Genomic DNA, 26,351 nt, shown 5'->3' on the forward strand with positions numbered 1-26,351 from the left:
CGGGTCATGCTTTATTATCCAGCATCTTTTTCAGACCATCGAGAGGCGTGCGGCCCCACACGCGGGCAGATGGCACGCAGGAAGCCCGGACTAATAAGATGGCATTGAAATCCCCCGCGTTTCGTAAAAAATTCCCGTTGCTGGTAACCGGCGGTCTGCTGGCCATGCAACCTCTGGCCACGTCGTACGTGGTGGCCGCCGAGCAGTTTGACTGCCAAGTGTCCGCTTCCGGAGGTTGGGACTGCAAGCCCAAGACCAGCACCAGCAATCTGCCACCGCGTCCGGTGCATGATGGTGCGGCCGTCAGCTCGGCCAATGCGACGCCGCAGGAGAGCGCCGAAGGCGTGGTCGAGGAGAAAGGCCAAGGCCCGATGCTCGTCACCGAAGCCAAGGGCCGTGGCCTGAAGGCACGCAGCGCAGACTACAGCCATCTCGACTGGGTTCCGCGCGACCAACTGACCCCTGCCCAGCTCGCGGAAACCGGCCCTTACTGCGCCGGTGCCTACATCGAGCCGACCCGTCCGGGCATGAACGACAACACGCCCAAAGACGAGGCGCCGACCTTCATTGGCGCCAAGGCGTCGCGCTACCAGCAGGAGCAGCAGATCGCGACCCTGGCCGGTGACGTGGTCATGCGCCAGGGCAGCATGCAGGTCGAAGCCGACGAAGCGAACCTGTATCAGGCCGAGAACCGTGGCGAACTGAGCGGCAACGTGAAGATCCGCGACAACGGTTCGCTGGTGGTCGGCGACCATGCCGACATCCAGCTCGACACCGGCGAAGCCAAGGTCGACAACGCCGAATACGTGATGCACAAATCGCGCATCCGCGGTAACGCCCTCTACGCCAAGCGCGCCGAGAACGCCATCATTCGCCTCAAGGACGGTACCTACACCACCTGTGAGCCGAACAGCAACGCCTGGCAGCTCAAGGGCAACAACATCACCCTGAACCCGGCTACCGGCTTCGGCACCGCGACCAACGTCACCCTGCGGGTTAAAGATTTCCCGGTGTTCTACACGCCGTACATCTATTTCCCGATCGACGACCGTCGCCAGTCGGGCTTCCTGCCGCCATCGTTCAGCACCAGCAGCGACACCGGCTTCATGCTGGTCACGCCGTACTACTTCAACCTGGCGCCAAACTACGACGCCACGTTGTACCCACGCTACATGGCCAAACGCGGTTTGCTGATGGAAGGCGAGTTCCGCTACCTGACCAAGTCCAGCGAAGGCCAGTTCGGTGGGGCGTACCTGAACGACAAGGACGACGACCGCAAGCTGCAGTCCGACTACAAAGACCAGCGCTGGATGGTCAACTGGCAGCACAAGGGTGGCCTGGACTCGCGCCTGACCAACGAAGTCGACTACACCGACATCAGCGACCCTTACTACTTCCAGGATCTCGAATCCGGGCAGATCGGCGTCGAAAGCAAGGACTACATCAACCAGCGTGGTGCCCTCACGTACCGTGGTGACACCTATACCGCGGGCTTGAACCTGCATGCCTACAAGCTGGCGACCATTACCCAGATCACCCCGTACGATCGCCTGCCACAACTCTACGTTGGCGGCGCGCTGCCGTACCATCCGGGCGGCCTGGACCTGACCTACGCGACCGAGTTCGTCCGCTTCAACCGCGACTTGCGCAAAGGCGAGTTCACAGACGAGAACGGTGTTGCCAAACCTTGGTACGACACCAATGTGTACGGTTTGGCCCGCGCCAACGGCGACCGCCTGAACCTGACGCCCGGTGTCAGCCTGCCGCTGGAATGGAGTTACGGCTACCTTAAGCCGTCTGTGAGGAATTCCTACACCCGCTATGAGCTGGACCTGGATGGCAAGGGCAAAACTGACCTGGCCGAGGCCAGCGAATCTGCCCTCGACCTGCAAGGTCGCTACAAGGGTACCCAGAATCGCAACGTACCGATCTTCAGCGTCGACAGCGGCCTGTACTTCGACCGCGACACCCAGTGGTTCGGCAAGAACTATCGCCAGACCCTGGAACCGCGCCTGTTCTATCTGTACGTACCGTACGAAGACCAGAAGGACATTCCGATCTTCGATACCAGCGAAAGCACCTTCAACTACTCGTCGCTGTTCCGTGAAAACCGCTTCAGTGGTGGCGACCGTATCGGCGACGAGAACAAACTCTCGCTGGGCGTGACCAACCGCTGGATCGAAGAAAACGGCTTCGAGCGTCAGCGCTTCAGCATTGGCCAGGCCTTGTACTTCAAGGACCGCAAGGTCCAGTTGCCAGGCATCGACTACCGCACCCGCGAAGACTCGCTCGCCGATGTGTCGCCTTATGCGCTGGAATACGAGTTCCGCTTCAACCGCGACTGGCGCTTCAACTCCGACTTCAACTGGGACCCGGACACCCACAGCACCCGTTCGGGCAGCGCGATGTTCCACTACCAGCCTGAAGATAACGTGAACAAGGTGGTCAACCTCGGCTATCGCTACCGCAACGACCTGGTTCGCTACGACCAGACAACCGGCAAGTGGTCGGTAGGCGGCGGTAACTACGGCACAGAAGGCCAGCCCGGCTTCATCAAGGACTACTACAAGATCCAGCAGCATGACTTCTCGGTCATGTGGCCAATCGTTCCACAGTGGACCGCGATTGCCCGCTGGCAGCACGACTACAACCGCAATCGCACCCTGGAAGCCTTTGGTGGTTTCGAGTACGACAACTGCTGCTGGAAACTGCGTCTGATCAACCGTTACTGGGTCGACTACGACGAGTTCAGCCAGGAAGCACCGCAAAACGAAAAAGGCGACCACGGCATCTTCCTGCAGATCGTGCTGAAAGGCCTCGGTGGCGTCGTGGGCAACAAGGTCGAGTCGTTCCTCGACCAGGGCATTCAAGGTTATCGTACACGTGAAGACCAAGCTTATTGATTGTCTGCGCCCGCTGATGCTGGGCGCTGTATTGCTGAGCAGCACCGCGCACGCCGCGGTGCAGACCCTGGACAGCGTCGTGGCCATCGTCGACAACGACGTGGTCATGAAAAGCCAACTCGACCAGCGCGTGCATGAAGTGCAGCAAACCATCGCCAAGCGCGGTGGTGCGGTGCCTCCTGCCGGCGTACTGGACCAGCAGGTTCTGGAGCGCCTGATCGTCGAGAACCTGCAATTGCAGATCGGCGACCGCTCCGGTATCCGCATTACCGACGAAGAACTGAACCAGGCCATCGGCACCATTGCCCAGCGCAATGGCATGAGCCTGGAGCAGTTCCGTGCAGCCCTGGCCCGCGACGGCGTGTCGTTCGATGATGCTCGCGAGCAGGTCCGTCGCGAAATGATCATCAGCCGTGTACGGCAGCGCCGGGTGGCCGAGCGTATTCAGGTCACCGAACAGGAAGTGAAGAACTTCCTCGCCTCGGACCTGGGCAAGATGCAACTGTCGGAAGAATTCCGCCTGGCCAACATCCTGATTCCAATCCCGGAAAGCGCAAACTCGACGGCGATTCAGGCCGCCGCGCGCCAGGCCGACGAGGTGTACAAGCAGCTCAAGCAAGGCGCCGACTTCGCTCAACTGGCCATCGCCCGTTCGGCCAGTGAAACCGCACTGGAAGGCGGCGAGATGGGCTGGCGTAAAGCGGCTCAACTGCCACCACCGTTCGACCGGATGCTCAGCAACATGTCGGTGGGTGATGTCACCGAGCCGGTTCGTACCCCAGGCGGCTATATCATCCTCAAGCTGCAGGAAAAACGCGGCGGCCAGGCCATGGTGCGTGACGAAGTGCATGTTCGTCATATCCTGATCAAACCTAGCGAGATCCGCAGCGAAGCTGCCACCCAGGCCCTCGCCGAGAAACTCTACGAGCGTATCCAGAATGGCGAAGACTTCGCCCAACTGGCGAAGAGCTTCTCCGAAGACCCGGGTTCGGCCCTCAACGGCGGCGACCTGAACTGGGTTGACCCGAACTCGCTGGTACCGGAGTTCCGCGAAGAAATGGCCAACGCCCAGCAGGGTCAGGTTACCAAGCCATTCAAGACCCAGTACGGCTGGCATGTTCTGGAAGTCCTTGGCCGTCGCGCCACCGACAGCACCGAACAGGCTCGCGAGCAGCAGGCGCAAATGGTACTGCGTAACCGCAAGTACGACGAAGAGCTGCAAACCTGGCTGCGTCAGATCCGCGACGAAGCCTACGTTGAGATCAAGCTTCCTGGCGCCGATCAGGCCGCCCAGTGAGACGCCAACGCTTTGCCCTCACACCCGGCGAGCCGGCCGGCATAGGTCCCGACCTGTGCCTGCTGCTCGCCGCGCAAGCCCAGCCTTACCCCCTGATTGCCATTACCAGCCGCGACCTGCTCACCGAGCGGGCCGCGCAGCTGGGCGTGGCCGTCACGCTGGTCCCGGTCAGCCCCGACGCCTTCCCCGACGAACCCGCCGCAGCGGGCAGCCTGTATGTCTGGGATACGCCACTGGCAGTGCCGGCGGTAGCCGGCCAGCTGGATAGCGCCAACGCAGCCTTCGTTCTGCAGACCCTGACCCGTGCAGGCCAGGGCTGCATCGACGGGCAGTTCGCCGGGATGATCACCGCCCCGGTGCACAAGGGCGTCATCAACGAAAGCGGGATCCCGTTCTCCGGACACACCGAATTTCTTGCCGAGCTGACGGCCACCGAGCAGGTGGTCATGATGCTCGCCACCCGCGGCCTGCGCGTGGCCCTGGTGACCACCCACCTGCCGTTACGCGAGGTGGCCGACGCCATCACCGTCGAGCGCCTGGAGCGGGTTACGCGCATCCTGCACGCCGACCTGCAACACAAGTTCGGCCTGGCCAACCCGCGCATCCTGGTTTGCGGCCTGAACCCGCATGCCGGCGAAGGTGGCCACCTGGGCCACGAAGAAATCGACATCATCGAACCGACATTGGCGCGCCTGCGCAGCGAAGGCATGAACCTGCGCGGCCCGTTGCCTGCCGATACCCTGTTTACCCCCAAATATCTGGAGCACTGCGACGCAGTGCTGGCGATGTACCACGACCAGGGCCTGCCCGTGCTGAAGTACAAGGGCTTTGGCGCAGCACTGAATGTCACCCTCGGCCTGCCGATCATCCGCACCTCCGTGGATCACGGCACCGCCCTGGACCTTGCCGGCACCGGCAGGATCGACACCGGCAGCCTGCAGGTCGCCCTGGAAACAGCCTACCAGATGGCCGAGACCCGAAAATGACCGAGCAATACCAACACAAGGCGCGCAAGCGCTTTGGCCAGAACTTCCTGCACGACGCCGGCGTCATCGACCGCATCCTGCGTTCGATCCACGCCAAGGCGGGCGAGCGCCTGCTGGAAATCGGCCCGGGCCAGGGCGCCCTGACCGAAGGCCTGCTGGGCAGCGGTGCGCAGCTGGACGTCGTCGAGCTGGACAAGGACCTGGTGCCGATCCTCAACCAGCAGTTCGCCGGCCGCGACAACTTCCGCCTGCACCAGGGCGATGCACTGAAGTTCGACTTCACCAGCCTCGGCGCCGCGCCCAATAGTCTGCGTGTGGTCGGAAACCTGCCGTACAACATTTCCACCCCGCTGATCTTCCACCTGCTGTCCAACGCCGAACTGATCCGCGACATGCACTTCATGCTGCAGAAGGAAGTGGTCGAGCGCCTGGCCGCCGGCCCGGGTGGTGGTGACTGGGGACGCCTGTCGATCATGGTTCAGTACCACTGCCGCGTTGAGCACCTGTTCAATGTCGGCCCGGGCGCGTTCAACCCACCGCCGAAGGTCGACTCGGCCATCGTGCGCCTGGTGCCGCACGCGGTCCTGCCGTTCCCGGCCAAGGACCACCGCCTGCTGGAACGCATCGTTCGCGAAGCCTTCAACCAGCGCCGCAAGACCCTGCGCAACACCCTCAAGGCCCTGCTCAGCAGCGAAGCCATCGAAGCCGCTGGCGTCGACGGCAGCCTGCGCCCGGAGCAGCTCGACCTGGCCGCCTTCGTGCGCCTGGCCGACAAGCTGGCGGAACAAGGCAGCAACTGAGCCGCCTGGCCGGCACGTCGTGTCCGCACGACTGGCCGGCGCCCCCGCCGATAGCCTAGACTGAGCCCAATCGCCGTAATTGCGTCAGTTGCCAAGGCCCCTTTGAATGTCTGATCCCCGCTACCAGATCGACGTCAGCGTCGTGACCCGCTACCTGAAAGACCAATCCGACCCTGAAAACGACCGCTATGCGTTCGCCTACACCATCACCGTGGTGAACAATGGCTCGCTACCAGCCAAATTGATGTCACGCCACTGGCTGATCACCAACGGTGACGGCGGCGTCGAGGAAGTGCGCGGTGATGGCGTGATCGGCCAGCAGCCACTGCTCGCCCCGGGCCAGAGCCACACCTACAGCAGCGGCGCGGTCATCAATACCCGCGTCGGCACCATGCAGGGCAGCTACAAGATGTTTGCCGAGGACGGCAAGCGCTTCGATGCCGTGATCGCACCGTTCCGCCTGGCCGTGCCGGGGGCGCTGCACTGATGACCACGTACGCCGTCGGCGACCTCCAGGGTTGCCTGCAACCGCTCAAGTGCCTGCTCGAACGCGTCAATTTCAACCCGGCCGTCGACCGCCTGTGGCTGGTCGGCGACCTGGTCAACCGCGGCCCCGAATCGCTGGAAACCTTGCGCTTCCTGTACGGCATGCGCGATGCGCTGGTGTGCGTGCTGGGCAACCACGACCTGCACCTGCTGGCCGCCTGGCAGAACATCGAGCGCCTGAAGAAAAGCGATACCCTGCGCGAGATCCTTGACGCACCGGACGCCACCGACCTGCTCGACTGGCTGCGCCGGCAAAAGCTGCTGCATTACGACGAGGCCCGTGGGATGGTGCTGGTGCATGCTGGCATCCCGCCGCAATGGACCCTCGGCAAGGCCCTGGAATATGCCGCCGAAGTCGAGGAGGTGCTGCGCGACGACAACCGCCTCAAGCTCTACCTGGACGGTATGTACGGTAACGAACCGAGCAAGTGGAGCAAGGACCTGAGCGGCGTCACTCGACTACGGGTCATCACCAACTACTTCACCCGCATGCGCTTCTGCACCAGCGAAGGCAAGCTCGACCTCAAGGGCAAGGAAGGCGTCGACACCGCGCTGCCCGGCTACAAGCCCTGGTTCGCACACAAGGGCCGTCGGACCCGGCACGTGAAGATTCTGTTCGGCCACTGGGCCGCCCTCGAAGGCAAATGCAAGGAGCCCGAGGTGATTGCCCTGGACACCGGCTGCGTATGGGGCGGGGCGATGACCCTGTATAACGTCGACAGCGGCCAGTTCCAGCGCTGCGAATGCTCCGAGCAAGGCAACCTGCGCCCGCAGCCGGCGCCCGCACAAACGGCTAGAATGCCCGATCAGTCCTGAAGGAAACCGTACCCATGAGCGAATTCAAACGCATCCCTCCCGAGCAGGCCCAGGCCCTGCGTGAGCAAGGTGCGGTCGTGGTCGATATTCGTGACCAGCCTACCTTTGCCAACGGCCATATCACTGGCGCCAAACACCTGGACAATACCAGCGTCGCCGACTTCATTCGCGGTGCCGATCTGGACGCCCCGACCGTCGTCGTTTGCTACCACGGCAACTCCAGCCAGAATGCCGCCGCCTATCTGGTCAGCCAGGGGTTTTCCGAGGTCTACAGCCTTGATGGCGGCTTCGAGTTGTGGCGTGCCACCTACCCTGGCGAAACGGCTCAGGGCACCGCCGAATAATTTTTTTCATCTGCCGCAGCCCGCGTCCCGCGCGGGCTTCCGCCCGACCAGACGAACGGTCGTGGCGAACTTCATGGTCAACCGACCTTGACCTCCCCGATTACCAACTATCCTTAAGCCCAGGCCATCCAAAAAGGGGAGAGCCGGTACACCGGCGTGCGGGTCATCGGTAGCGAATCAAGGTGTTCTGGGGGGTAAACAGCAGTCGGCAATGTCGATTGCATGCCAGCATCAGCTGACTGATCCGGCGTCGGCTCCACGTATCGAGCGAGGTGACGTCATGAGTATTTTTAGCCACTTCCAACAACGTTTCGAGTCCACCCGCCAGGAAGAGCTCTCGCTGCAGGAGTACCTTGAGCTCTGCAAGCAGGACCGCAGTGCCTACGCTTCAGCGGCCGAACGCCTGTTGATGGCTATCGGCGAACCGGAGCTGGTGGATACCTCGAACAACTCCAGGCTGTCGCGGATCTTTTCCAACAAGGTGATCCGCCGTTACCCGGCCTTCGAAGACTTCCATGGCATGGAGGAATGCATCGATCAGATCGTTTCCTACTTCCGCCATGCGGCGCAAGGCCTTGAAGAGAAGAAGCAGATCCTCTATCTGCTGGGCCCGGTAGGTGGCGGTAAATCGTCGCTGGCCGAGAAGCTCAAGCAACTGATGGAGAAAGTGCCGTTCTACGCCATCAAGGGTTCGCCGGTGTTCGAATCGCCCCTGGGGCTGTTCAATGCCACCGAGGACGGCGCCATCCTGGAAGAAGACTTCGGTATACCCCGGCGCTACCTGAACACCATCATGTCACCCTGGGCAACCAAGCGCCTGGCCGAATTCGGCGGTGACATCAGCCAGTTCAAGGTGGTCAAGCTCTACCCCTCGATCCTCAACCAGATCGCCGTAGCCAAGACCGAACCGGGCGACGAGAACAACCAGGATATTTCCGCCCTGGTCGGTAAGGTCGATATCCGCAAGCTTGAAGAATTCCCGCAGAACGACGCCGATGCCTACAGCTACTCGGGCGCACTGTGCCGGGCCAACCAGGGCCTGATGGAATTCGTCGAGATGTTCAAGGCACCCATCAAGGTCCTGCACCCACTGCTCACCGCCACCCAGGAAGGTAACTACAACAGTACCGAAGGGCTGGGCGCGATCCCCTACTCCGGGATCCTGCTGGCGCACTCCAACGAATCGGAATGGCACAGCTTCCGCAACAACAAGAACAACGAGGCGTTCATCGACCGGATCTATATCGTCAAGGTGCCGTACTGCCTGCGCGTCAGCGACGAGATCAAGATCTACGACAAACTCCTGTTCAACAGTTCGCTGGCCAAGGCCCACTGCGCACCCGACACCCTGAAGATGCTGGCCCAGTTCACCGTGCTGTCGCGCCTGAAAGAGCCGGAGAACTCGAACATCTACTCGAAAATGCGGGTCTACGACGGCGAAAACCTCAAGGACACCGACCCGAAAGCCAAGTCGATCCAGGAATACCGCGATTCGGCGGGGGTCGACGAAGGCATGAACGGCCTGTCGACGCGCTTCGCCTTCAAGATCCTGTCCAAGGTGTTCAACTTCGATCCGCATGAAATCGCCGCCAACCCGGTACACCTGCTGTATGTACTGGAACAACAGATCGAGCAGGAACAGTTCCCCGCCGAAGTGCGCGAACGCTACCTGCGCTACCTGAAGGAATACCTGGCGCCGCGTTACATCGAGTTCATCGGCAAGGAAATCCAGACCGCGTACCTGGAGTCCTACAGCGAGTACGGACAGAACATCTTCGACCGCTACGTGCTGTACGCCGACTTCTGGATCCAGGATCAGGAATACCGCGACCCGGAAACCGGCGAAATCCTCAACCGTATCGCCTTGAACGAAGAACTGGAGAAAATCGAGAAGCCGGCCGGCATCAGCAATCCGAAGGATTTCCGCAACGAGATCGTCAACTTCGTGCTGCGCGCCCGCGCCAACAACAACGGCAAGAACCCGACCTGGCTCAGCTACGAGAAGCTGCGCGTGGTCATCGAGAAGAAAATGTTCTCCAACACCGAGGACCTCCTGCCCGTCATCAGCTTCAACGCCAAAGCCAGCAAAGAGGATCAACAGAAGCACAACGACTTCGTCACACGGATGGTGGAACGCGGTTACACAGACAAGCAAGTCCGGCTGCTCTCGGAATGGTACCTGCGGGTCAGGAAATCCCAATAACCCGCAACCGATGCACCGGTTGTCGTTAGCCAAGAGCCTGTGTCGGCAATATCTGCTACACCGGCTTGAGGGAAGTTGTCGGAAACGCTGGCGGCGTGGCTCAACCTGTCCTGGCTTGCCCCTGTTGCCCGTGCCTGGGCAGCCGGGGCGCGGCCTACCCGCCCCTTGCCTTTCCAAGACGGCTTCATAAGGAGCAGTCATGAGCTATGTGATCGACCGACGTCTGAACGGCAAGAACAAGAGCACGGTAAACCGCCAGCGGTTTCTGCGGCGCTACCGCGACCACATCAAGAAAGCCGTCGAAGAAGCCGTGAGCCGCCGCTCCATTACCGATATGGAACACGGCGAGCAGATCAGCATCCCGGGGCGTGATATCGACGAACCGGTGTTGCACCATGGGCGCGGTGGCAAGCAGACCGTGGTGCACCCCGGCAACAAGGAATTTACCGCCGGCGAACACATCGCCCGCCCGCAAGGTGGCGGCGGTGGCGGCGGCCGCGGCAAGGCCGGCAACTCTGGCGAAGGCATGGACGAATTCGTCTTCCAGATCACCCAGGAAGAATTCCTCGAATTCATGTTCGAGGACCTTGAGCTGCCCAACCTGGTCAAGCGTCACCTGACCGGCACCGACACCTTCAAGACCGTGCGGGCAGGCATCAGCAACGAAGGCAACCCGTCGCGCATCAATATCATCCGCACCTTGCGCTCGGCGCACGCCCGGCGTATCGCCCTGTCCGGCAGCAGCCGTGCCCGGCTGCGTGAAGTGCAGGAAGAACTGGCCCGGCTCAAGCGTGAAGAACCCGACAACTTCGGTGACATCCAGGCGCTGGAGGCCGAAGTGGAGCGCCTCAGCGCGCGCATCCACCGCGTGCCCTTCCTCGACACCTTCGACCTCAAGTACAACCTGCTGGTGAAACAGCCCAACCCCAGTTCCAAGGCGGTGATGTTCTGCCTGATGGACGTGTCCGGCTCGATGACCCAGGCCACCAAGGACATCGCCAAACGCTTCTTCATCCTGCTGTACCTGTTCCTCAAGCGCAATTACGACCGCATCGAGGTGGTGTTCATTCGCCACCACACCAGTGCCCGCGAAGTCGACGAAGAGGAGTTCTTCTATTCCCGCGAGACCGGCGGCACCATCGTCTCCAGCGCACTGAAAATGATGCAGGAGATCATGGCCGAACGGTATCCGGCCAACGAATGGAACATCTATGCCGCCCAGGCTTCCGACGGCGACAACTGGAACGACGACTCACCGATCTGCCGCGAGATCCTCAGCAAGCAGATCATGCCGTTCGTCCAGTACTACACTTACGTGGAAATCACCCCCCGCGAACACCAGGCCTTGTGGTACGAGTACGAGCGCATCGGCGAAAGCTTCCCCGACACGTTCGCCCAGCAGCAGCTGGTGTCGGCCGGCGATATCTATCCGGTCTTCCGTGAACTCTTCCAGCGCAGGTTAGTGACATGACCGCTAGAGAGCAGAAGCGCCACCCTATTTCTACCGGGTCCGAGTGGACATTCGAGCTCATCCAGGCCTATGACCGTGAGATCAGCCGCCTGGCCGAGCGCTATGCCCTGGACACTTACCCCAACCAGATCGAGGTAATCACCGCCGAGCAGATGATGGATGCCTACGCGTCGGTCGGCATGCCGCTGGGCTATCACCATTGGTCCTACGGCAAGCATTTCCTCAGCACCGAGAAGTCCTACAGCCGCGGCCAGATGGGCCTGGCGTACGAGATCGTGATCAACTCCGACCCGTGCATCGCCTACCTGATGGAAGAAAACACCATCTGCATGCAGGCACTGGTGGTGGCTCACGCCTGTTATGGGCATAACAGCTTCTTCAAGGGCAACTACCTGTTCCGCACCTGGACCGACGCCAGCTCGATCATCGACTATCTGGTGTTCGCCAAGCAGTACATCACCCAGTGCGAGGAACGTCATGGCATCGATGCGGTGGAGGACCTGCTCGACTCCTGCCACGCCCTGATGAACTACGGTGTCGACCGTTACAAACGGCCCTACCCGATTTCCGCCGAGGAGGAACGCCGGCGGCAGAAGGACCGTGAAGAGCACCTGCAGAAGCAGATCAACGACCTCTGGCGGACCATCCCCAAAGGCACCGACAAGAACAGCGAGAAGGACAACGCCCGGTTCCCCGCCGAACCGCAGGAGAACATCCTCTATTTCATCGAGAAGCACGCGCCGTTGCTCGAACCCTGGCAGCGGGAAATTGTGCGGATCGTGCGCAAGATTGCGCAGTACTTCTATCCGCAGCGGCAAACCCAGGTGATGAACGAAGGCTGGGCAACGTTCTGGCACTACACCCTGATGAATGACCTGTACGACGAAGGCCTGGTCACCGAGGGCTTCATGATGGAGTTCCTCCAGTCGCACACCAGCGTGGTGTTCCAACCGGGCTTCGACAGCCCCTACTACAGCGGCATCAACCCCTATGCACTGGGCTTTGCCATGTACCGCGACATCCGCCGGATGTGCGAGCATCCCACCGAGGAAGACCGCCGCTGGTTCCCGGACATTGCCGGTAGCGACTGGCTGTCGACCCTCAAGTTCGCCATGAGCAGCTTCAAGGACGAGAGCTTCATCCTGCAGTACCTTTCGCCCACGGTGATCCGCGACCTCAAGCTGTTCAGCATCCTCGACGACGACCAGAAGGACGACCTGCTGGTGCCGGCCATCCACGACGAAAGCGGTTACCGGATCATTCGCGAAACCCTGGCCGCCCAGTACAACCTGGGCAACCGGGAACCGAACATCCAGATCTGGAGCATCGACCGCCGTGGCGACCGTTCGCTGACCTTGCGCCACCAACAGCACGACCGCAAACCACTGGGCGACTCCACCGAGGAGGTACTCAAGCACCTGCACCGGCTGTGGGGCTTCGACATTCACCTGGAAACGGTACAAGGCGAACAGGTGATGAAAACTTTCCACGTCCCCCCAAAGGGTGAACACGGCAGCGACGGCGACTACGGGCGCCTGGATCTGGCTGTCGTGCACTTGTGAGCCACGACCTCCGTTGCGGCCAGACAGGGTATCCTGTGGCCTCAACGGAGGTATTTCATGCAGATCTATAAAGTCGGCGGAGTCGTACGCGACCGCTTGCTCGGGCTGGCCGATGCCGATGTCGACCGCGTGGTGGTCGGCGCCACGGTCGAGCAGATGCTCGCCTTGGGCTATCGCCCGGTGGGCGCGGATTTCCCGGTGTTCCTGCACCCGCAAACCGGCGACGAATACGCCCTGGCACGCACCGAACGCAAGAGCGGGCGCGGCTACGGCGGTTTCACCTTCCATGCCAGCCCCGAGGTTACCCTCGAGGAAGACCTGATTCGTCGCGACCTGACCATCAACGCCATGGCCGAGGACGACGACGGGCGGATTACCGATCCCTTCAACGGCCAGCAAGATCTCAAAGACCGCATTTTGCGCCACATATCGCCGGCATTCGCCGAAGATCCCCTGCGCGTGCTGCGGGTTGCACGTTTTGCCGCCCGTTTCGCCGGGCTCGGCTTCACGGTGGCGCCAGAGACGCTGGAACTGATGCGGCAGTTAAGCGAATCCGGCGAGTTGCAAGCGCTCACGCCTGAGCGCAGCTGGCGGGAAATTGCCCGTGCGCTGATGGCGGATCACCCGCAGGTGTTCATCCAGGTGCTGCGCGACTGCGGCGCGCTGAAAGAGCTGCTGCCGGAGCTCGATGCACTGTTCGGCGTGCCGCAGCCGGTGGCCCATCACCCGGAAGTCGACACCGGCGCGCACACCCTGGCGGTACTGGCGCAGGCGGCGCAGCATGGGCAACCGCTGACCGTACGCTGGGCCTGCCTGCTGCACGATCTGGGCAAGGGCTTGACCCCGCAAACAGAATGGCCACGACACATCGCCCATGAACAGCGTGGGCTGAAGCTGATTGGCGCGGTGAACCAGCGTTTCAAGGTGCCGCGCGACTGCCAGGAGCTGGCGTTGCTGGTCGGCGAGTACCACACCCATGGCCATCGGGCGCTGGAACTGAAAGCCTCGACCCTGCTGGAGCTGCTACAAAGCTTCGATGTGTACCGGCGTCCGGAGCGCTTTGAAGCGTTCATCGCTGCCTGCGAAATGGATGCGCGTGGGCGCCTGGGGCTGGAGGAGCGGCTTTATCCACAGGCCGACTACCTGCGCGGCGCGGCGCAGGCGGCACGTAGCGTGGCGGTGCCTCCACTGGTACAGCAAGGCCTCACCGGCCAGGCACTGGGCGAGGCGATCAAACGCGAACGGTTGAAGGCACTGCAAGCTTACAAGGCGGCACAGGCCGAGTGATTCGGTGGCGACTCCATCGTGGGAGCGGCGATGCGGCGCCGCGACGCGTACCGCGATGAGGCCGCCACCGCTCTAAAAATCATCCGCCGTCAGTTGCTGGCCGCGCCACTCAAACGGCACCGGCGCCAACACCTGCTCGATCTGCGCGTCGCGCCACAGTTGCGCCATGGTCTTGTTCACGCCTGGGTGCAGCAGCGTCGGCGCAATCAACGACAGCGGCCAAAGCACAAAGGCGTTCTTCAGGATTTCCGCGCGCGGCAGCACCAGCCCATCGAAATTGCCATGCAGATCGCCATACAGCAGCACATCGATGTCCAGCGGCAAGCCCTTGCGCTCCGGTGCGTAGCGGCCGTTGTCGGCTTCGATGAACTTGAGACGGCGGTCCAGCTCGATCAACGGTAGCGCGGTCAGCCCGGTGACCACCAGATTGAAGAACGGACCGCTCTTGATCCCCACCGCCTGGCTTTCGAACACCGCCGAACAGCGCATGTCCTGCAGCAACCCGGCCAGCGCATCGAGCCCGGCGGTCAGGTGCTGCTCACGCTCGATATTGCTACCGAGGCCAAGGTAAACCCGGGTCAGAGACATCCGCGCTCGATCTCCACGCCCACACCGCTGGCGGCCGGCACGGCGCCCGGCTTGGTCAGTTTCAACTGCAGCCAGGGAATCTGGAACTCGTCCATCAGCACCTGCGCCAGGCGCTCGGCGAAGGTCTCGACCAACTGGTACTGCGCCTGCTCGGCAAACGCCTGGACCCGCGCCGAAACGCTGGCATAGTCGAGCGCCAGGGTCAGGTCATCGCCGGCCGCAGCCGGGCGGTTATCCCAGGCGAATCGCAGGTCCAGCCGCAGGCACTGGCGAATACCGCGCTCCCAATCGTAGGCGCCGATCACGGTGTCGACTTCCAGCCCCTCGATGAACACTCTGTCCAAGCACTTCTCTCCACAGCACGACAAGGGCGCTGAGCGCCGTTAGAATCAGGGCGTCCTCGCCCGGAATAGTTAGCATGTTTTGGTTACTGGCACTGCTCGCCTACCTGCTTGGCTCGCTGTCCTTCGCCATTGTCCTCAGCCGCCTCAACGGCAGCCCCGACCCGCGCATGAGCGGTTCAGGCAATGCCGGCGCGACCAACATGTTGCGCCTGGCAGGCAAGAAACTGGCAGTCATGACCCTGCTCGGCGATCTGCTCAAAGGCCTGCTGCCGGTACTGGTCGCCAGCCTGGTCGGCCTCGACGAACAACAGCAAGCCTGGATCGGCCTGTGCGCCGTCATCGGCCACCTGTTCCCACTGTACTTCTGTTTCCGTGGCGGCAAAGGCGTGGCCACTGCCGCCGGGATGCTGCTGGGCCTGTATCCCCCCGCCGCACTGCTGGCCATCGGCGCCTGGCTGCTGACCTTCTACCTGACCCGCACCAGCTCACTGGCCGCATTGATCGCCACGCCGCTCACCCTGCCATTGCTGGCCTGGCGCGAGCCGGAAGCACTACTGCCGATGAGCGTGCTGACGGTGCTCATCGTCTGGCGTCATCGCGGCAATCTACGCGACCTTTTTGCCGGACGCGAACGGCATTTCTGATGCGTACGCAGGAACCGAGCTCAGCTTCAGAGCGCCGGCAACTGCTCCATCGGCCAGCGCGCCTGGACGCTGATGGCCAGGGTTTCCTGCTGCCCGGCCTGCAACCGCTGGCAGCCGGCATAGGCGATCATCGCACCGTTGTCGGTGCAGAATTGTGGCCGCGCGTAGTACACATTGCCCTTGAGCCCGGCGAGCATGTCTTCCAGCGAAGCACGCAGCGCCTTGTTGGCACTGACGCCGCCGGCAATCACCAGGCGCTTGAGGCCGGTGTGCTTGAGCGCACGCTTGCACTTGATGGTCAGAGTCTCCACCACCGCCTGCTGGAAGGCCAGCGACACGTCGCAACGGGTCTGCTCACCGTCGTCGCCAGAACGCTGGCACTGCTGCCAGGTGTTCAAGGCGAAGGTTTTCAGGCCACTGAAGCTGAATTGCAGGCCCGGACGGTCGGTCATCGGCCGCGGGAACACAAACCGACCCGGCACGCCTTTTTCGGCCAGGCGGGCGATTTCCGGCCCGCCCGGATAATTCAGACCCATCAGCTTGGCGGTCTTGTCGAACGCTTCGCCGGCGGCGTCGTCGAGGCTCTCGCCGAGGAGCTCGTATTGACCAATGCCGTCGACGCGCACCAACTGGGTATGACCGCCCGACACCAACAATGCGACGAACGGAAACTCAGGGGGCGTCTCTTCCAGCATCGGTGCCAGCAGGTGGCCTTCCATGTGGTGCACGCCAAGGGCTGGAATGCCCCAGGCAAACGCCAGCGCCTGGGCACACGAAGCACCGACCAGCAGCGCCCCGACCAGGCCGGGGCCCGCGGTGTAGGCGATTGCGTCGATCTCGGTGGCGACACAGTCGGCCTCGGCCAGCACCTGACGAATCAGGGGTAGCATGCGCTTGACGTGATCACGCGATGCCAGCTCCGGCACCACCCCGCCATAGGCGCGGTGCAGGTCGATCTGGCTGAACAATGCGTCGGCCAGCAAGCCGCGTTCACTGTCGTATAATGCGACGCCGGTTTCGTCGCAGGATGTTTCCAATCCCAGTACTAGCATGGGTCTGCGCCTTGTTTAGGCTGAATTCGAAGGCGCGCATGATAGTCCTCGCTCCCGGTGCCGACCAGCGGTTTTCGATCAGAGGCTTTGCATTCCGGCTGGCTAAGGGTTAACATCCGCAACCCTTAAAAACCGACGTTCTCCAGTGCACATTTTTGCCACGAGTTCGTTGACCCCGGTAATGAATGAAGGTAGCTCTGGATGCCAGCCGTCAAAGTTAAAGAGAACGAACCCTTCGACGTAGCTCTGCGTCGTTTCAAGCGCTCCTGCGAAAAAGCCGGTGTACTGGCTGAAGTTCGTAGCCGCGAATTTTACGAGAAGCCAACTTCTGAGCGTAAGCGCAAAGCAGCAGCTGCTGTTAAGCGTCACGCCAAGAAAGTTCAGCGCGAACAGCGCCGCGCCGTTCGTCTGTACTAATACAGACTAGCGTCGCAAGCTTCTGCCTTGCCCGGCCCAAAGCCGGGCTGCCGGCAGATGTTGCTGTTTTCTCCGACAACTGACCTTCGGGTCGCTTGTCAGAGACGTCCATGCTGCTTGCCAGCAAGGACAAGCCTGCCTAAATCGTCAGAACTGGCCTCAACGCCAGCAGTGCACGTCACCCTGACGAGCCTTAACCGGCTGCAGACGAGCACACCCTTCCGAATTCTGTGTTACGCCATTCGACACCGTTCGAATGCGCAGCCGTTCCCGCAGCATTAGCGATTACACTTTCTGTTCGCCTGATGATGAGAGAGCCATGGCCGGGCTAATCCCCCAAAGTTTTATCGACGACCTCCTCAACCGTACCGACATTGTCGATGTGGTGAGTTCGCGCGTTCAACTGAAAAGGGCCGGCAAGAACCACACCGCGTGCTGCCCGTTCCACAAGGAGAAAACCCCCTCCTTCAGCGTCAGCCCCGACAAGCAGTTCTACTACTGCTTCGGCTGCGGCGCCGGCGGCAACGCGCTGGGCTTCATCATGGACCACGACAACCTGGACTTCCCCCAGGCCGTCGAGGAGCTGGCCAAGGCCGCCGGCATGGAAGTGCCGCGCGAGGAAAGCGGGCGCGGGCACAAGCCCCGCCAACCGACCGACTCGCCGCTGTACCCGCTCCTGGAAGCCGCTGCCGAGTACTATCGGCAAGCGCTGAAAAGCCACCCCACACGCAAATCGGCGGTCGACTACCTCAAGGGCCGCGGCCTGTCCGGCGAGATCGCCCGCGATTTCGGCCTGGGTTTCGCTCCGCCCGGCTGGGACAACCTGTTCAAGCACCTGAGCAGCGACACCCTGCAACAAAAGGCCATGATCGATGCCGGCCTGCTGATCGAGAACGCCGACAGCGGCAAGCGTTACGACCGTTTCCGCGACCGGGTGATGTTCCCGATCCGCGACAGCCGCGGCCGGGTCATCGCCTTTGGCGGCCGGGTGCTCGGCGACGACAAGCCCAAATACCTGAACTCCCCGGAAACCCCGGTATTCCACAAGGGCCAGGAGCTCTACGGGCTGTACGAGGCGCGCAAGTTCAACCGCAACCTCGACGAGATCATCGTCGTCGAAGGCTACATGGACGTCATTGCCCTGGCCCAGCAGGGCCTGCGCAATGCCGTGGCGACCCTCGGCACGGCCACCAGTGAAGAACACCTCAAGCGGCTGTTCCGCGTAGTGCCCAGTGTGCTGTTCTGCTTCGACGGCGACCAGGCTGGCCGCAACGCCGCCTGGCGCGCGCTGGAGGCCGCCCTGCCGAACCTGCAGGACGGGCGCAAGGCGCGCTTCCTGTTCCTGCCCGAAGGCGAAGACCCGGACACCCTGGTTCGCGCGGAAGGCACCGATGCCTTCCGCGCCCGGATCAACCAGCATGCGCAGCCGCTGGCCGACTATTTCTTCCAGCAGCTCACCGAAGAGGCCGACCCGCGCTCGCTCGAAGGCAAGGCGCACATGGCCACGCTAGCGGCACCGCTGATCGAAAAGGTCCCCGGCGCCAACCTGCGCGCGCTGATGCGCAACCGTCTCAAGGAAATCACCGGGCTGGATAACCAGCAGGTCGAGCAACTGAGCCACAGCGCACCGAGCGACATGCCGCCGGCCTACGACCCGGGTATCGACTACGACGCGATCCCCGACTACAGCCCGGACTACAGCGATTTCCACCACGGCGAGTCGTTCCAGCCACAGCAACAGGCGTGGACGCCCGCGCAGGGTGGGCAGAAGAAAAAGTGGGAAGACAAACCCTGGGACAAGAACCGCAAGGGCAAGCCGTGGGACAAGAATGGCAAGCGCCAGGAGTTCCATCCACCGCGCGTGCCGACCTCGGTCGAGCCGCCAACGCTCAGCGCCCTGCGCACCCTGCTGCACCATCCGCAGTTGGCCAAGAAGGTCGAGGATGCCAGCCACTTTGCGGCTGAAGAACACGTCTACGCCCAGCTGTTGATCGCCCTGCTCGAGGCGTTGCAGAAGAATCCTGAGCTACGCTCACTACAGCTGATCGCACGCTGGCACGGCACCGAGCAAGGGCGCCTGCTGCGGGCACTGGCGGAAAAGGAATGGTTGATCGATGCCGACAACCTTGAACAACAGTTTTTCGACACTATAACTAGCTTGTCCGCTCGCCAACGCGAGCGCAGCCTGGAACATCTGCTCAGGAAAGCACGTCAAAGTGAGTTGAGCGCAGAGGAAAAAAATCAGCTGCGCGACCTGCTAAGCCGAAATGTTCCCGCACAAACCCCGACCTCAACTGGCGCGTGAGGTCCATGCTCGGGTATAATCCTCGGCTTGTTTTTTGCCCGCCAAGACCTTCAGTGGATAGGGTGTTATGTCCGGAAAAGCGCAACAGCAGTCTCGCATCAAAGAGTTGATCACCCGTGGTCGTGAGCAGGGTTACCTGACTTACGCGGAGGTCAACGACCACCTGCCTGAGGATATTTCAGATCCGGAGCAGGTGGAAGACATCATCCGCATGATCAATGACATGGGGATCAACGTATTCGAGAGTGCTCCGGATGCGGATGCCCTTTTGTTGGCCGAAGCCGATACCGACGAAGCTGCAGCTGAAGAAGCTGCGGCCGCGCTGGCGGCTGTGGAGACCGATATCGGTCGTACCACCGACCCAGTGCGCATGTACATGCGTGAAATGGGTACCGTCGAGCTTCTGACCCGCGAAGGCGAAATCGAAATCGCCAAGCGCATCGAAGAAGGTATTCGTGAAGTCATGGGCGCTATTGCCCACTTCCCGGGTACTGTCGAATACATTCTCAGCGAATACGACCGCGTCACCGCCGAAGGCGGCCGTCTGTCGGACGTTCTCAGTGGTTACATCGACCCGGACGACGGTATTGCACCGCCGGCCGAAGTGCCACCGCCTGTCGACACCAAAGCGGCTCCCGCTGCCGACGCTGACGACGACGAAGAAGAGAAAGAAGGCGACGACGAAGAGGAAGAGACCGAGAGCGGTCCCGACCCGGAAGTGGCGCGTCAGCGCTTCGGTGCCGTCCAGGATCAACTGAACGTCACCCTCAAGATCCTGAAAAAGAACGGTCGCGAGCACAAGGACAGCCTCAAGGCGATGCTTGAGCTGGCCGAGCTGTTCATGCCGATCAAGCTGGTACCGAAGCAGTTCGAAGTACTGGTAGAGCGCGTTCGTGGCGCCCTCGATCGTCTGCGCCAGCAAGAGCGCGCCATCATGCAGCTGTGTGTGCGTGATGCACGCATGCCGCGTGCCGACTTCCTGCGTCTGTTCCCGAGCAACGAAGTTGACCAGACCTGGAGCGGCGATCTGTCCAAGCGCAGCACCAAGTGGGCTGCCGCACTGGGCGAGAAGAACGACGCCATCGTCGCTTGCCAGCAAAAACTGATCGACCTGCAGGACGAAACCGGCCTGACCATCGCCGAGATCAAGGACATCAACCGTCGCATGTCGATCGGTGAAGCCAAGGCTCGTCGTGCCAAGAAGGAAATGGTTGAGGCCAACCTGCGTCTGGTGATCTCGATCGCCAAGAAGTACACCAACCGCGGCCTGCAGTTCCTCGACCTGATCCAGGAAGGCAACATCGGCCTGATGAAGGCGGTGGACAAGTTCGAATACCGTCGTGGTTACAAGTTCTCGACCTACGCCACCTGGTGGATCCGTCAGGCCATCACCCGTTCGATCGCCGACCAGGCGCGCACCATCCGTATTCCGGTGCACATGATCGAAACGATCAACAAGCTCAACCGTATTTCCCGGCAGATGCTGCAGGAAATGGGCCGTGAACCGACCCCGGAAGAGCTGGGTGAACGCATGGAGATGCCTGAGGACAAGATCCGCAAGGTCTTGAAGATCGCCAAAGAGCCGATCTCCATGGAAACCCCGATCGGTGACGACGAAGATTCGCACCTGGGCGACTTCATCGAAGACTCGACCATGCAGTCGCCAATCGATGTGGCCACGGTTGAAAGCCTGAAGGAAGCAACCCGTGACGTGTTGTCCGGCCTGACCGCCCGCGAAGCCAAAGTGCTGCGTATGCGTTTCGGCATCGACATGAACACCGATCACACCCTCGAAGAAGTCGGTAAGCAGTTTGACGTGACCCGCGAGCGGATCCGTCAGATCGAAGCCAAGGCGCTGCGCAAGCTGCGTCACCCGACGCGAAGCGAGCATCTGCGCTCCTTCCTCGACGAGTAACGACAAACCCCGGCAGCCGCCGGGGTTTTTCTTTTCTGGCCGCCCATCTTTAAGACTTTCGCCACTGGCCCATGGGTGAAAGGCCCGTCTACACTCGAAGCAATCCACCTGTGTGACGAGGCCGCTATGCCCAGACTGCCGGCCCTCATGTTGTTGCTGCTGATGCTGTGCAGCACAACGGCCGGCGCCTTGACCCTGACCGACGAAGAACAAGCCTGGCTCAGCGCCCACCCGCAGCTGCGCCTGGGCGTCGATGCCTCCTGGCCCCCTTTCGAATACCGGGATCAGGAGGGCCGCTACCAGGGATTGGCCGCCGACTACATCGCATTGCTCCAGGAACGCCTGGGTGTGGCCTTCAAGCCGATCGAGCCGAGCAGTTGGACCGTCGTGCTTGAACAGGCGAAACAGAACAAGCTCGACTTGCTGCCCGGCATCATGTCGACCCCGGAACGCCAGGGTTACCTGGCGTTCACTCGTCCCTACCTGGACTTCCCGATTGTCATCCTTGCCCATGAGGGCGGCCCGCAGCCGCGCACGCTCAATGGGTTGTACGGGCTGAAGGTGGCCGTGGTCGAGAACTACGCGCCGCATGAACTGCTACGCACCCATCACCCGGACCTGAACCTGGTGGCCCTGCCCAACGTCAGCTCGGCCTTGCAGGCACTGGCTACCGACGAGGTCGACGCGGTGGTCGGTGACCTTGCCTCCAGCGTCTGGAGCCTGCGCCAGCTCAAACTGGAAGGCTTGTATGTAAGCGGCGAGACGCCCTATCGCTATCAACTGGCAATGGGCGTGCCGCGCGAACAGAAAGTGCTGGTCGGCATCCTCGACAAGGTACTGGCCGACATGAGCCCCGAGGAAGTCAGCAATATTCAGGAGCGCTGGGTTGGCAAGGTGCTCGATCACCGTACCCTGTGGTATGACTTGCTGATCTACGGCCTGCCGGCGGTACTGTTGCTGGTGGCGATCCTCGCCGCGATGATTCGCGTCAACCGCCGGCTGAGCTCGGAAATCTCCCGGCGCATTGCCCTGGAGCAGGAGCTGCGCAGCAGCGAATACCATTACCGCGGCCTGGTCGAGAGCCTGTCGGCGATTGCCTGGGAAGCCGACGCCAACGACTTCACCTACAGCTATGTGTCGCCGCACGCCGAAGACCTGCTCGGCTATCCACTGAGCCAGTGGCTCACGCCCGGCTTCTGGCGCACCATCCTGCACCCCGACGACGCGCTCTGGGCCCAGGCCTATTGCGACAGCGAAACCGCCGCCGGGCGCGATCACAGTCTGGATTACCGGGTGCTCCATGCCGATGGTCGGACGATCTGGGTGCGCGACATCGTCAGCCTGATCGAGCATGGGCACCGCCCGGTGATGCGCGGCATCATGATCGACATCAGCGAGGCCAAGCACACCGAGCAGGCCTTGCGCCTGTCGGAGGAAAAATTCGCCTCGGTGTTCGAGCAATGCCCGGACATCCTGGTCATCGCCCGGGTCAGCGACGGTTGCCTGCTGGAAGTGAACGAAGCCTTCGAAGAGCAGATCGGCCTGAGCCCGGCCGAGGTCATCGGCCGCACGGCCACCGAGCTGAACATCTGGGGCGTCGAGGGCATGGGCCCGAGCACGCTGGAGCGCTTGCAAGCCGGCAGCATCCGCAACCTGGAGATGCCCTTCCGGCGCAGTAACGGCCAGGTGTTCACCGGGCTGACCTCGGCGGAAACCTTCGACCTCGACGGCACCCCGGCACTGGTGGTGGCGGTGCGCGACATCAGCCAGCTCAAGGAAACCCAGGCACAGTTGCAGATCTCCGAGGAAAAGTTCGCCAAGGCTTTCCACGCCTCGCCTGACGGCTTGCTGCTGTCACGCCAGAGCGACGGGCTGCTGCTGGAAGTAAACGAAGGTTTTGGCCGCCTGAGTGGCTTCGACACGCAAAGCTCGCTGGACCAGACCACGCTGGAAATGGGCATGTGGGTCGACCTCAACGAGCGCAAGCGCATGCTTGAACTGCTCAAGCGCGACGGTTTCGTGCGCGACTACAGTTGCCATATCCGTCGCCGCGACGGCCAGATCCGCCTCTGCGAACTGTCGGCGCGGCCGCTACCGATCGGCGGCGTCGACTGCATACTGACCATTGCCCGCGACATCACCGAACGCCACCTGATGCAGGAAAAACTGCAACTGGCCGCCACCGTGTTCGAGAACACCGCCGAAGGCGTGCTGATCACCGACACCGAGCAGCACATCAGCGCAGTGAACCGGGCCTTCAGCGAAATCACCGGCTACAGCGAGCTGGAAGCCCTGGGCCAGACGCCACGCCTGCTCGCCTCCGGCCAACACGACAGTGCCTTCTATGCGGCCATGTGGCATCAGTTGACGGCCGAAGGCCACTGGCAGGGCGAGATCCAGAACCGGCGTAAAAACGGCGAACTGTACCCGGCCTGGCTGACCATCAGTGCGGTGCGCAATGTCGAACGCGAAATCAGTCACTTCGTCGCCGTGTTCGCCGATATCGCCAGCCTCAAGCATGCCCAGGCCAAGCTCGATTACCAGGCACATCACGACCCGCTGACCGGCCTGCCGAACCGTACACTATTCGAAAGCCGCTTGCAGGCGGCGCTGAACTGCCCGCAGGAGCCGAGCCGTCAGGGCGCCGTGCTGTTCCTCGACCTCGACCGCTTCAAGCACATCAACGACAGCCTCGGCCACCCGGTCGGCGACTTGCTGCTCAAGGCGATCGCCCATCGGCTCAAGGAGCAGGTACGCGATATCGACACCGTGGCGCGGCTGGGTGGCGACGAATTCATCATCCTCCTGCCTGGGCTGCATGAAGCCAGCGATGCCGAGCACATCGCCAACAAGTTGCTGGCCTGCTTCAGTGCGCCATTCCAGGCTGGCGAGCACGAGTTTTTCACCAGCGCCAGCATCGGTACCAGCCTTTATCCACAGGATGGCTGCGATGTCGCGTCGTTGATCCGTAACGCCGACGCGGCGATGTACCGCTCCAAGGCCAAGGGCCGCAATCGGGTTGAGTCCTACACCCGCGACCTGACCGCCCAGGCCAGCGAACGCATTGCCCTGGAACATGAATTGCGCCGGGCTATCGAGCGCAACGAACTGAGCCTGAGCTACCAGCCCAAGTTCAGCCTGAAGACGCAAAGCCTGGTCGGTGCCGAGGCGCTGATCCGCTGGAACAACGCGATCTTCGGCGAGGTGCCGCCCGAACGCTTCATTCCCCTGGCCGAAGAGAATGGCATGATCCTGCAACTGGGCGACTGGGTGCTGGATCAGGCCTGCCGGCAGATGCAGGCGTGGAAGCAGAAGTACCATGCCTTCGGCCCGCTGTCGGTGAACCTGGCCGGAGCGCAGTTGAGTCAGCCGGGGCTGGTGCGACGCATCGAGCAGTTGCTCCGAGCCTATCAACTGCGGGCCGGCGACCTGCAGCTGGAGATTACCGAAAACTTCATCATGAGCCAGGCCGAGGAAGGCCTGGCGATCCTGCACCAACTCAAGCGGCTGGGTGTGCAACTGGCGATCGACGACTTCGGTACCGGTTACTCTTCGCTCAGTTACCTGAAGCGCTTGCCGCTGGATATCCTCAAGATCGACCAGTCGTTCATCCGCGGCCTGCCGGACGATCCCAACGATGCAGCGATTGCCCGGGCGATCATTGCCCTGGGCCGCAGCATGCAGTTGACGATCATTGCCGAAGGCGTGGAAACCCAGGCGCAGCAGCGCTTCCTGGCGGCCGAAGGGTGCGAGCAGATCCAGGGGTATATCGTCAGCCTGCCACTGCCGGCTCAGGAGTTCGCCGCGACGTTTTTGCGCATAGCACTTTCGGATCTTTCGGATAGCACAGCCTGGAAACCCTCGTTATAATCCGCCACCACTGGGGCCTATAGCTCAGTTGGTTAGAGCAGAGGACTCATAATCCTTTGGTCCACGGTTCAAGTCCGTGTGGGCCCACCAGCTTCAAACAAAACCGCGCCGATGCGCGGTTTTTTGGTTTTCAGGCCTGCCCGGCCAACCCCGCCGCATACACCCCCGGCGTCTTTCCATAATGCCGCTGAAACAGCGCAATGAACGCCGACACCGAGTCATACCCCAGCTCATTGGCCAACGCCGTTACGCTCATGCCTTGTGCCAGCAGCGGCAGCGCTGCCAATAACCGCAAGCGTTGCCGCCAGCCCTGGAACGACAGCTGGGTCTGCGCCTGAAACAAGCGCACCAGGGTGCGCCGCGACGCGCCGACCTGGCACGCCCAGTCCTCGATGCTGCGGTTATCCCCTGGCGTGGCTTGTAACGCATCGGTGATCCGACGCAGGCGCGGGTCGCTCGGCAAGGGCAGGCTGAACGGCGCGGGCGGTAACGTGCGAATCTCGTCCACCAGCACCCGCAACAAGCGCGCTTCGGGCCCCTCGGCCGGATAATCCGCAGCAAAACTGCTGGCCCTGTCGATCAACTCGCGCACCAGCGGCGTCACCTGCAGCACCGAGCATTCACGCTGATAGCCGTCCAGCACCGAATCGGCCAGGTACACGCCACGAAACGCCAGGGTCTGCTCGCTGTACGCGGTGTGCTGCACGCCAGGCGGAATCCACAAGGCGCACTGGGGTGGCAACAGGTAACCATGGCGCTCGGTCAGCACCTGCATGATGCCGGCACTGGCATAGGTGAACTGCGCCCAGGCATGGCTGTGCATCTGCACGTGATACCCCGCCGGAATACTGAACATGCGCCCCTGCACCGGCTGCGACAGCAAATCTGGCACGGCAGGCACCGCAGGCAATTGTCCCGTGTGCGGCATTATCTGTCTCCTTCGCTCAAGTGAGCCAGCAAACACCGATGGTAGCCTGCGCCGCGTCTGTTTGAACAACCCC

Annotated in this window: 20 protein-coding genes and 1 tRNA gene; 17 read left to right on the forward strand and 4 right to left on the reverse strand. The window is 62.0% G+C overall.

Annotation, left to right across the window (positions count from 1 at the left end; all coding sequences use genetic code 11):
- Nucleotides 1-98 precede the first annotated feature (98 nt).
- The 11 genes from DCO48_RS17635 (at nucleotide 99) to DCO48_RS17685 (ending at nucleotide 14,215) form a co-directional block, all read left to right on the forward strand.
- The gene (locus tag DCO48_RS17635) at nucleotides 99-2,903 is read left to right on the forward strand and encodes an LPS-assembly protein LptD (protein WP_116551893.1); all 2,805 of its coding nucleotides are present in this window, start codon (nucleotides 99-101) and stop codon (nucleotides 2,901-2,903) included.
- Complete coding sequence (locus DCO48_RS17640) at nucleotides 2,884-4,200, forward strand: peptidylprolyl isomerase (protein ID WP_116551894.1); 1,317 nt, start codon at nucleotides 2,884-2,886, stop codon at nucleotides 4,198-4,200. Before DCO48_RS17635 ends, DCO48_RS17640 begins: the two co-directional genes overlap by 20 nt.
- A complete protein-coding gene (gene pdxA, locus DCO48_RS17645) occupies nucleotides 4,197-5,186 on the forward strand; it encodes a 4-hydroxythreonine-4-phosphate dehydrogenase PdxA (RefSeq protein WP_116551895.1) in 990 nt (329 codons plus the stop codon). Before DCO48_RS17640 ends, pdxA begins: the two co-directional genes overlap by 4 nt.
- Entirely contained in the window at nucleotides 5,183-5,986 is an 804-nt protein-coding gene (rsmA, locus tag DCO48_RS17650) for a 16S rRNA (adenine(1518)-N(6)/adenine(1519)-N(6))-dimethyltransferase RsmA (protein ID WP_116551896.1), read from the forward strand. The genes pdxA and rsmA overlap by 4 nt, the downstream gene beginning before the upstream one ends.
- 106 nt (nucleotides 5,987-6,092) lie before the next feature.
- Nucleotides 6,093-6,473, forward strand: coding sequence for a Co2+/Mg2+ efflux protein ApaG (gene apaG / locus DCO48_RS17655; protein ID WP_116551897.1), 381 nt, complete (start codon nucleotides 6,093-6,095; stop codon nucleotides 6,471-6,473).
- Nucleotides 6,473-7,348 carry a symmetrical bis(5'-nucleosyl)-tetraphosphatase gene (locus DCO48_RS17660; protein ID WP_116551898.1) on the forward strand — a complete coding sequence of 292 codons (876 nt, stop codon included), beginning with the start codon at nucleotides 6,473-6,475 and terminating at the stop codon, nucleotides 7,346-7,348. Before apaG ends, DCO48_RS17660 begins: the two co-directional genes overlap by 1 nt.
- A gap of 14 nt (nucleotides 7,349-7,362) precedes the next feature.
- Entirely contained in the window at nucleotides 7,363-7,692 is a 330-nt protein-coding gene (gene glpE, locus DCO48_RS17665; protein ID WP_116551899.1) for a thiosulfate sulfurtransferase GlpE, read from the forward strand.
- A 280-nt stretch (nucleotides 7,693-7,972) separates the two neighbouring features.
- The gene (locus DCO48_RS17670) at nucleotides 7,973-9,895 is read left to right on the forward strand and encodes a PrkA family serine protein kinase (protein WP_043863751.1); all 1,923 of its coding nucleotides are present in this window, start codon (nucleotides 7,973-7,975) and stop codon (nucleotides 9,893-9,895) included.
- Between the two features lie 199 nt (nucleotides 9,896-10,094).
- Nucleotides 10,095-11,366: a YeaH/YhbH family protein gene (locus DCO48_RS17675; protein ID WP_116551900.1), complete on the forward strand. Its 1,272-nt coding sequence runs from the start codon at nucleotides 10,095-10,097 to the stop codon at nucleotides 11,364-11,366.
- A complete protein-coding gene (locus DCO48_RS17680; RefSeq protein ID WP_116551901.1) occupies nucleotides 11,363-12,928 on the forward strand; it encodes a SpoVR family protein in 1,566 nt (521 codons plus the stop codon). Before DCO48_RS17675 ends, DCO48_RS17680 begins: the two co-directional genes overlap by 4 nt.
- 57 nt (nucleotides 12,929-12,985) lie before the next feature.
- On the forward strand, nucleotides 12,986-14,215 hold the full coding sequence (locus tag DCO48_RS17685; RefSeq protein WP_116551902.1) for a multifunctional CCA addition/repair protein: 1,230 nt from the start codon (nucleotides 12,986-12,988) through the stop codon (nucleotides 14,213-14,215).
- 72 nt (nucleotides 14,216-14,287) lie between these two features.
- Here the strand turns inward: DCO48_RS17685 and folK are convergent, their stop codons facing one another.
- Entirely contained in the window at nucleotides 14,288-14,803 is a 516-nt protein-coding gene (gene folK / locus DCO48_RS17690) for a 2-amino-4-hydroxy-6-hydroxymethyldihydropteridine diphosphokinase (protein ID WP_116551903.1), read from the reverse strand.
- Complete coding sequence (gene folB, locus DCO48_RS17695; RefSeq protein ID WP_116551904.1) at nucleotides 14,794-15,147, reverse strand: dihydroneopterin aldolase; 354 nt, start codon at nucleotides 15,145-15,147, stop codon at nucleotides 14,794-14,796. Before folB ends, folK begins: the two co-directional genes overlap by 10 nt.
- A gap of 74 nt (nucleotides 15,148-15,221) precedes the next feature.
- Between folB and plsY the strand changes: the two genes are divergently transcribed.
- The gene (plsY, locus tag DCO48_RS17700) at nucleotides 15,222-15,791 is read left to right on the forward strand and encodes a glycerol-3-phosphate 1-O-acyltransferase PlsY (RefSeq protein ID WP_116551905.1); all 570 of its coding nucleotides are present in this window, start codon (nucleotides 15,222-15,224) and stop codon (nucleotides 15,789-15,791) included.
- Between the two features lie 26 nt (nucleotides 15,792-15,817).
- Here plsY and tsaD read toward each other — a convergent pair whose 3' ends face one another.
- Nucleotides 15,818-16,843 (reverse strand): tRNA (adenosine(37)-N6)-threonylcarbamoyltransferase complex transferase subunit TsaD, encoded by a 1,026-nt coding sequence (gene tsaD, locus DCO48_RS17705; RefSeq protein WP_116551906.1) that lies wholly within the window; start codon nucleotides 16,841-16,843, stop codon nucleotides 15,818-15,820.
- 201 nt (nucleotides 16,844-17,044) lie between these two features.
- On the opposite strand from tsaD, the gene rpsU reads away from it, so the two are divergent.
- From rpsU to DCO48_RS17730, 5 genes are all read left to right on the forward strand, one after another.
- Nucleotides 17,045-17,260, forward strand: coding sequence for a 30S ribosomal protein S21 (rpsU, locus tag DCO48_RS17710; RefSeq protein WP_002551877.1), 216 nt, complete (start codon nucleotides 17,045-17,047; stop codon nucleotides 17,258-17,260).
- A 319-nt stretch (nucleotides 17,261-17,579) separates the two neighbouring features.
- Nucleotides 17,580-19,565: a DNA primase gene (gene dnaG, locus DCO48_RS17715; protein WP_116551907.1), complete on the forward strand. Its 1,986-nt coding sequence runs from the start codon at nucleotides 17,580-17,582 to the stop codon at nucleotides 19,563-19,565.
- Between the two features lie 67 nt (nucleotides 19,566-19,632).
- Complete coding sequence (gene rpoD, locus DCO48_RS17720) at nucleotides 19,633-21,480, forward strand: RNA polymerase sigma factor RpoD (RefSeq protein ID WP_116551908.1); 1,848 nt, start codon at nucleotides 19,633-19,635, stop codon at nucleotides 21,478-21,480.
- A gap of 126 nt (nucleotides 21,481-21,606) precedes the next feature.
- Nucleotides 21,607-25,350 carry a bifunctional diguanylate cyclase/phosphodiesterase gene (locus DCO48_RS17725; RefSeq protein WP_116551909.1) on the forward strand — a complete coding sequence of 1,248 codons (3,744 nt, stop codon included), beginning with the start codon at nucleotides 21,607-21,609 and terminating at the stop codon, nucleotides 25,348-25,350.
- A 13-nt stretch (nucleotides 25,351-25,363) separates the two neighbouring features.
- A tRNA-Ile gene (locus DCO48_RS17730) sits at nucleotides 25,364-25,440 on the forward strand.
- Between the two features lie 40 nt (nucleotides 25,441-25,480).
- Here DCO48_RS17730 and DCO48_RS17735 read toward each other — a convergent pair.
- Complete coding sequence (locus DCO48_RS17735; RefSeq protein ID WP_116551910.1) at nucleotides 25,481-26,278, reverse strand: helix-turn-helix transcriptional regulator; 798 nt, start codon at nucleotides 26,276-26,278, stop codon at nucleotides 25,481-25,483.
- Between the last annotated feature and the right edge of the window lie 73 nt (nucleotides 26,279-26,351).

This window comes from Pseudomonas sp. SDI (assembly GCF_003105155.1).
GTDB lineage: Bacteria > Pseudomonadota > Gammaproteobacteria > Pseudomonadales > Pseudomonadaceae > Aquipseudomonas.

Excerpts from the sequence above, each read along its gene's own strand:
- DCO48_RS17635 (WP_116551893.1), top strand. The coding sequence starts at position 99 with ATGGCATTGAAATCCCCCGCGTTTCGTAAAAAATTCCCGTTGCTGGTA.
- rsmA (WP_116551896.1), top strand. The coding sequence starts at position 5,183 with ATGACCGAGCAATACCAACACAAGGCGCGCAAGCGCTTTGGCCAGAAC.
- apaG (WP_116551897.1), top strand. The coding sequence starts at position 6,093 with ATGTCTGATCCCCGCTACCAGATCGACGTCAGCGTCGTGACCCGCTAC.
- DCO48_RS17660 (WP_116551898.1), top strand. The coding sequence starts at position 6,473 with ATGACCACGTACGCCGTCGGCGACCTCCAGGGTTGCCTGCAACCGCTC.
- glpE (WP_116551899.1), top strand. The coding sequence starts at position 7,363 with ATGAGCGAATTCAAACGCATCCCTCCCGAGCAGGCCCAGGCCCTGCGT.
- DCO48_RS17670 (WP_043863751.1), top strand. The coding sequence starts at position 7,973 with ATGAGTATTTTTAGCCACTTCCAACAACGTTTCGAGTCCACCCGCCAG.
- DCO48_RS17675 (WP_116551900.1), top strand. The coding sequence starts at position 10,095 with ATGAGCTATGTGATCGACCGACGTCTGAACGGCAAGAACAAGAGCACG.
- DCO48_RS17680 (WP_116551901.1), top strand. The coding sequence starts at position 11,363 with ATGACCGCTAGAGAGCAGAAGCGCCACCCTATTTCTACCGGGTCCGAG.
- DCO48_RS17685 (WP_116551902.1), top strand. The coding sequence starts at position 12,986 with ATGCAGATCTATAAAGTCGGCGGAGTCGTACGCGACCGCTTGCTCGGG.
- folK (WP_116551903.1), bottom strand. The coding sequence starts at position 14,803 with ATGTCTCTGACCCGGGTTTACCTTGGCCTCGGTAGCAATATCGAGCGT.
- plsY (WP_116551905.1), top strand. The coding sequence starts at position 15,222 with ATGTTTTGGTTACTGGCACTGCTCGCCTACCTGCTTGGCTCGCTGTCC.
- tsaD (WP_116551906.1), bottom strand. The coding sequence starts at position 16,843 with ATGCTAGTACTGGGATTGGAAACATCCTGCGACGAAACCGGCGTCGCA.
- rpsU (WP_002551877.1), top strand. The coding sequence starts at position 17,045 with ATGCCAGCCGTCAAAGTTAAAGAGAACGAACCCTTCGACGTAGCTCTG.
- dnaG (WP_116551907.1), top strand. The coding sequence starts at position 17,580 with ATGGCCGGGCTAATCCCCCAAAGTTTTATCGACGACCTCCTCAACCGT.
- rpoD (WP_116551908.1), top strand. The coding sequence starts at position 19,633 with ATGTCCGGAAAAGCGCAACAGCAGTCTCGCATCAAAGAGTTGATCACC.
- DCO48_RS17725 (WP_116551909.1), top strand. The coding sequence starts at position 21,607 with ATGCCCAGACTGCCGGCCCTCATGTTGTTGCTGCTGATGCTGTGCAGC.
- DCO48_RS17735 (WP_116551910.1), bottom strand. The coding sequence starts at position 26,278 with ATGCCGCACACGGGACAATTGCCTGCGGTGCCTGCCGTGCCAGATTTG.